This window comes from Mesorhizobium sp. M7A.F.Ca.CA.004.06.1.1, from assembly GCF_003999135.1.
Classification (GTDB): domain Bacteria; phylum Pseudomonadota; class Alphaproteobacteria; order Rhizobiales; family Rhizobiaceae; genus Mesorhizobium.
Genome location: NZ_RZPQ01000305.1, coordinates 1 through 6389, shown reverse-complemented (window position 1 = coordinate 6389; position 6389 = coordinate 1). Strand labels below are relative to the sequence as shown.

The 6389-nt window shown below is 62.7% G+C and carries 6 protein-coding genes; 2 read left to right on the top strand and 4 right to left on the bottom strand.

Translation table 11 applies throughout. The features are described 5' to 3' along the window. Positions 1–247 precede the first annotated feature (247 nt). Both EN906_RS18600 and glyS read right to left on the bottom strand, forming a co-directional pair. The gene (locus EN906_RS18600; protein ID WP_236382840.1) at positions 248–409 is read right to left on the bottom strand and encodes a hypothetical protein; all 162 of its coding nucleotides are present in this window, start codon (positions 407–409) and stop codon (positions 248–250) included. A 161-nt stretch (positions 410–570) separates the two neighbouring features. After that, on the bottom strand, positions 571–2988 hold the full coding sequence (gene glyS / locus EN906_RS18595; RefSeq protein ID WP_127375293.1) for a glycine--tRNA ligase subunit beta: 2418 nt from the start codon (positions 2986–2988) through the stop codon (positions 571–573). A gap of 88 nt (positions 2989–3076) precedes the next feature. On the opposite strand from glyS, the gene EN906_RS18590 reads away from it, so the two are divergent. Further along, entirely contained in the window at positions 3077–3391 is a 315-nt protein-coding gene (locus EN906_RS18590) for a hypothetical protein (protein ID WP_127270002.1), read from the top strand. 3 nt (positions 3392–3394) lie between these two features. Here EN906_RS18590 and EN906_RS18585 read toward each other — a convergent pair whose 3' ends face one another. Further along, positions 3395–4315, bottom strand: a complete 921-nt coding sequence (locus tag EN906_RS18585) for a glycine--tRNA ligase subunit alpha (RefSeq protein WP_174800366.1) — start codon at positions 4313–4315, stop codon at positions 3395–3397. Positions 4316–4533: 218 nt separating this feature from the next. On the opposite strand from EN906_RS18585, the gene EN906_RS18580 reads away from it, so the two are divergent. Then, positions 4534–4995: a GNAT family N-acetyltransferase gene (locus EN906_RS18580; RefSeq protein ID WP_127270006.1), complete on the top strand. Its 462-nt coding sequence runs from the start codon at positions 4534–4536 to the stop codon at positions 4993–4995. A 79-nt stretch (positions 4996–5074) separates the two neighbouring features. On the opposite strand, the gene EN906_RS18575 is transcribed toward EN906_RS18580, so the two are convergent. Next, positions 5075–6389 (bottom strand): tetratricopeptide repeat protein (locus EN906_RS18575; RefSeq protein WP_127375292.1); only part of this gene is annotated, 1315 nt, incomplete at its 5' end.

Here is a 6389-nt window from a genome sequence, read left to right as displayed (position 1 = left end):
CGGTCAGCGCGCCGACCTGCAGCGCATGCTGGAACGCGGCGGCGCGATGAGTTCCTCGACCAAGCGCGCCATCGTCAATGGCGAACCGCTGATCCAGGTCGATGTCTACGAAAACAGCGTGCGCGTCAGCATTCTCGAGAACTGACCGTCGCCGGGGCGGCTGACCGTCGGCTTCGGGGGACGGCTGATAGGAGAAGGCGGCGCCTCAGCGCCGCCTTGCCATCGATAGATTCGGCGGCTGAAAAAATCAGGCCGCTTCTTCCTTGTCGTCATCTTCTTCGGACTCGTCGCCTTCAGCCTTCACGCTGTCCTCGGCGTCGTCCTCGTCTTCTTCGTCTTCATCTTCGTCGTCATCAGACAGGTCAGCGGCTTCGACCGCTGCTGCGGCGGGTTTCGGAAGCGGATTCAAGCGCCTCGGCGGGAGTTTCTTCTGTCACTTCGATTTCGTGATCGGAATTCATGGAAGCCTCCGTGGGGTTGGGGAACATGTTCCTTTTGCCACGGAGAGATCATCGCCATATGACTGTAAGCCGGCTTGAGCGGCCGGTAGCAGAGAATATTTTCTTCGCCTTAACCTGCGATCCTGGAGAAATCCGCGACCTGACCGGTGGCCGCGCGGATGCGGGCGAGCAGCGCCAGGCGGTTGGCACGCACCGCCTGATCCTCATCGTTTACGAGAACATGCTCAAAGAATGAATCAACCGGTTCGCGCAACACGCTAAGCGCCAGCAGGGCGCCGGAAAAGTCATCGTTTTGAATCGCTTCGCCGGCTTGCTTCTCAGCCTGATTCACCGCCGCAAACAGCGATTTCTCGGCATCCTCGCGAAACAGCGCCGGCTCAACGGTTTCGGCGACCGCCGTTTTCTTCTTCTCCTCGGCGGCCAGAATGTTGGCCGCACGCTTGGTGCCGGCGAGCAGGTTCTTACCGTCCTCCGTATCGAGGAAGGAGCCCAGCGCCTCGACCCTGCGCACGATCTGCAGGAGATCGTCGTTCGGCGATTGGCCAATCTCCCCCCTTGTGGGGGAGATGCCCGGCAGGGCAGAGGGGGGCGCTTCGCGCTGAGAGGTCGGCGGGATAGCGCCCCCCTCTGTCGGCTTCGCCGACATCTCCCCCTCTAGGGGGGAGATGGGGCGCGAACCTGCCGCCAACACCGCATCGATGAGATCATGCCGTGCGCCCTGGTCACGGAGATAGACCTTCAGGCGGTCGTGGAAGAAGGAGAGGAGGTCGGAAGCCGTCCCGACAATGGATATCAGCGCCAGTCGAATATTATTCTCGACCAATATTCTAACACCCCCGAGCGCGGCCCGCCGCAACGCATAAGGGTCCTTCGACCCTGTCGGCTTTTCGTCGATCGCCCAGAAGCCGACCAGTGTATCCAGCTTGTCGGCGAGCGCGACAGCGACCGACACCAGATCGCTCGGTACGCGATCGGACGGGCCCTGCGGCTTGTAGTGTTCCTCCGCTGCAGCGGCGACCGATGCATGCTCGCCCTGAAGCAGCGCATATTTGCGGCCCATTGCGCCCTGCAGTTCCGGAAACTCGCCGACGACTTCGGTGGTGAGATCGGCCTTGGCCAAGACGGCGGCACGACCTGCGAGCGCGATAATCTCCCCCCTCGAGGGGGAGATGTCGCCGAAGGCGACAGAGGGGGTCGGCACGACCGGATGCGACGCCCCATCGCGGTCAGAGGACGCCGGCGCTTCACGCGCGGCGACCCCCTCTGGCCTGCCGGCCATCTCCTCCTCAAGGGGGGAGATTGACTGCGCCACGATCGGCGCCAGTTCTTCCGCCAATCGCTTGATCCGCTCCACCCGTTCGCCCTGCGTGCCGAGCTTGGCGTGGAAAGTCACGCCGAGATGGTCGAGCCGGGCCATGCGCTGGTCGAGCGGCTTCTTGAGATCAAGCCCGAATTTTTCCGCCGATGCCTCGAGCTCAGCCAGGTCAGGCAAATCGCCCTGGTCGGTCGTCCAGAAATAAAGCGCGTCGGACAGGCGGGCGCGCACCACCTTGCCGTTGCCGTGGGCGATCTCCTTGCCGCCATCCTTCGCTTCGATATTGGCTGTGAGGATGAAGCGGCTGGAAAGCGCGTCGTCGACACCCTGCGGCCGCGTCACAAAGCACTTCTGGTTGGCGCGGATGGTCAGTCGGATCACTTCGGCTGGAATGGCCAGGAATGCCTCCTCGAACTCGCCCATCAGCACGACAGGCCATTCGACCAGCCCGGACACCTCCTCCAGCAGCCCTTCGTCCTCGACCAGATCAAGCCCGTTGGCGAAGGCTAGATTGCGGGCGTCGGCAAGGATGATCTCCTTGCGCCGATCAGCATCGAGCACGACCTTGGCCGCTTCCAGCTTGGAAACATAGTCGTCGAAGCGGCGCACCGTGATGGCGTCAGGCGCATGGAAGCGGTGGCCGTAGGTGGTGTTGCCGGAGCGGATGCCGTCGATCTCGAAATCGACCACGACAGGCTCCTCTGTCTCCGGGCCGAAGGTGCACAGGATCGATTGCAGCGGGCGCACCCAGCGCAGCGAGCCTGGCTTGGCCGAGGCCGGTCCCCAGCGCATCGATTTCGTCCACGGGAAATTGCGGATGATGCCCGGCACCAGTTCGGCGATGATCTCTTCCGCCGCCCTGCCCGGCCTCGAAATGTGGGCGACATAAAAATCGCCCTTCTTCGGATCGGAATGGACATGGGCCTCGGCGATCGAGGAAAGTCCGGCCTTGCGCAGGAACCCCTGGACCGCCTGTTCAGGCGCCGATGTCGAAGGCCCCTTGATCTCTTCGCTTATATCTTTCGAGCGCGCGGTGAGGCCCCTGATATCGAGCGTCAGCCGGCGTGGCGTCCAGTACTCGCGCGCCGCTTCATAGGTCAGCCCCGCCTCGACCAGGCCGTCGGTCAGCATCTTCCTGAGATCACCCGCCGCCTTGCGCTGCATGCGGGCAGGAATCTCTTCCGAGCGGAGTTCTAGAAGCAGGTCAGGCATGGATGGGGCTCACGCGGCAAAATGGTCCGGGCGGGGGCATAGCAACTCGGCTGGCCGCTGTCACCCTTTCCGCGCGGGGATCGCCGATTTGCGCCCGTTTCCAGAAATTTTGGCCGCCCTGTCGGGACAAGACCGCGCCACCCGTCCTTGGATCAAAGATTTCCATGAACCGAACGCAGCGCTGAAGCGACCCACGCTCAGGCAGGAAACTATTGGCTCAACGACCATGAAAACGGCATCCAGACTTCTGCAGATCCTCGCGCTCGGCGCCTGCTTCACGGCGCAGGCTCACGGTGCCTTCTCGATGCCGGGCGTTCGACAGGCATTGCGCACGATCGACGGTGCCGGCGGTCAGGCCGTACCGCCGATCAACGTTTCCCTCGAGATGATGAAGCGGGCCTGAAGCTCAGGCCGCCAAGCCACCCGCCTGCGTCTTCAAAAACGCTTCGCCGCAGGCCTTGGCCAGATTGCGCACCCGCAGGATGTAGCTCTGCCGCTCGGTGACCGAAATCACGCCGCGTGCGTCGAGCAGGTTGAAGACATGGCTGGCCTTGATGCACTGGTCGTAGGCCGGGAAAACCATGCGGTGCATCGGCAGATTGTCGTTCGATGCCGGCGCGCCGGCGTCGAGCAGCGCCTTGCACTCGGCCTCGGCGTCCTCGAAGTGGCGCAGAAGCATCGCCGTGTTGGCGTGTTCGAAGTTGTGGCGCGAATATTCCTGCTCGGCCTGCAGGAAGACATCGCCATAGGTGACCTTGTCGGCGCCTTCGCGGCCGTTGAAATTGAGGTCGTAGACATTGTCGACGCCCTGCACATACATGGCCAGCCGCTCCAGCCCGTAGGTGAGTTCGCCGGCCACCGGCGCGCATTCGATGCCGCAGACCTGCTGGAAGTAGGTGAACTGCGAGACTTCCATGCCGTCGCACCAGCATTCCCAGCCGAGACCCCAGGCGCCCAGCGTCGGGCTTTCCCAATCATCCTCGACGAAGCGGATGTCGTGCAGCAGCGGATCGACGCCGATCGCCGCCAGCGAGCCGAGATAGAGTTCCTGCAAATTGGGCGGGTTCGGCTTCAGGATCACCTGGTACTGGTAATAATGCTGCAGCCGGTTCGGGTTCTCGCCATAACGCCCGTCCTTGGGGCGGCGCGAGGGCTGGACATAGGCAGCGTTCCAGCGTTTTGGGCCGAGCGCGCGCAGCGTCGTTGCCGGATGAAAGGTGCCGGCGCCGACTTCCATGTCGTAGGGTTGCAGGATGACGCAGCCATAGGCCGCCCAATAGTTGTGCAAGGTCAGGATCAGCCCCTGGAACGAGCGGCTGGGATGCATATGGGCGGGGATTTCAATTGTCACGGATGGCCTCGACAGCACAGGCTAGCTTGCCGGCACGTCCTAGAGACCCAACAGCAAAGCGTCAAGCAAAGCACGCCGATGCGGTCACCCCGACATTATGGACAATGTTGAAAGCTTTGCAGGGGCTGGCCCATTGCCCATCTCTGGGGCCTGCGCTCTGTTCGCCTGTGCAGCAACGACAACAGGTTTCAGCCATGCCCAGCCCGATCGTCATCCGCCCTGTCACGCGACAGGATTTCGAGCAATGGCTGCCGCTGTGGGACGGCTACAATGCATTTTATGGCCGCTCGGGTGAAACGGCCCTGCCGGGTGAGATCACCCAGATGACATGGTCTCGTTTCTTCGATGCCTATGAGCCGGTCCACGCGCTGGTGGCCGAAGGCGAGGGACAGCTTCTCGGCCTCGTGCACTATCTCTTCCATCGCAGCACCACGGCGATCGCGCCGAATTGCTATCTGCAGGACCTTTTCACCACGCAGGCCTCGCGTGGCAAAGGCATCGGACGGGCGCTGATCGAGCGCGTTTACGAGCGCGCGCAGGCGGCCGGCTCAGGCCGGGTATACTGGCTGACGCATGAGACCAATCACACGGCGATGAAGCTTTACGACAAGGTCGCCGAACACTCCGGCTTCGTCGTCTATCGCAAGCTCTTCTGAGGCAGCCAGCCGAATCCGGTTCAAACGAAAACGGGACTCCGAAAAGAGCCCCGTTTGCATTGAATTCAAATGGCGAACTTCACCCTTTCGGGGCGGGCACCGGCTCTGGCTTGACCTTCGGGGTTTCCTGCGCCGTGTTGGACTCGATCGGCGGCAGGCCCTTCATCAGCTTCTGCTGCAATTTGGCCAGCACATCGGGGTCCGGCTTCAGGTCGCGAGCCTGGTTCCACTGGAAGGTGGCTTCCAGCTTGCGGCCGACGCGCCAGTAGGCGTCGCCGAGGTGATCGTTGAGAACCGGATCTTCCGGCTTCAGCGACACGGCGCGTTCCATTTCGCGCACCGCGTCATCGAACCTGCCGAGGCGGAAATAGGCCCAACCCAGCGAATCGACGATGTAACCGTCGCTCGGCCTGAGGTCGACGGCCTTTTGAATCATCGCCAGGCCTTCCTTGAGGTTCATGTTCATGTCGACCCAGGAATAGCCGAGATAGTTCAGCACCTGCGGCTGGTCGGGGAACAGTTCCAGCGCCTTGCGGAAGTTCGGCTCGGCCTTGGGCCATTCCTTCAGACGCTCATAAGCGATGCCGCGCTGGTAGAAGATGTTCCAGTTGGCCGCGGTCGGCGCCTTCAGCACCTCGACGGCCTTATCGTAGAGAGTGGCGGCCGAACGGAAATCGTCCTTCGAGGAATAGACGCCGCCGAGCGCCAGATAGGCGCGCATGTCATTGGGATGGGCGTCGACCAAGGCTTTCAGATGGGTGATCGCTTCTTCGTGACGGTCGAGATCGGCAAGATTGAGGCCGAGTTGCAGGTCCGAAAGCTCCTTCAGCGGCGAAGCGGCGGGAATCCGGCGATAGAGCGCGATGGCACCTTCGCCGTCCTTCAATTGCTCGGACACGGCGGCGAGTTGCACAAGGGCAGCGTCGCTGTCAGGCTTCAAAGCAAGCGCATATTGCAGATAGAGGCGCACGAACGGCTCGCCGCCGCCACGGTTGAGCGCGGTGGCGAGGTCGAGCAGGATTTCGGAGGCGCCATCGGATGGGCCGGCAACCAGCGGCGCAATCTTGTCGCCTTTTGCAATTCGGTCGCGCAAGGCGACGATTTCCAGCTTGCCCGGCGAAAACGCCTCGGCTTGGTCGAGCACCGACAGCGCCTTGGTCTTGTCGCCCTTGCGGACCAGGAACGAGGCGTAGGCCTGGGCGTTGCGCATCCAGGTTTCGGGAGCAGCACCGCCGGCGGCGGTATCCTGCATGGTCGCGGCATAGATCGCCTCGGCCTTTTCGGGCATGCCGGATGCATCAGCGATCAGGGCGCGGTGGAACGACTTGAACAGGCCGAACCAATCCGGCCCCTGCAGCTTGTCGATGGACGCCATCGCATCGGCAGGCTCGCCG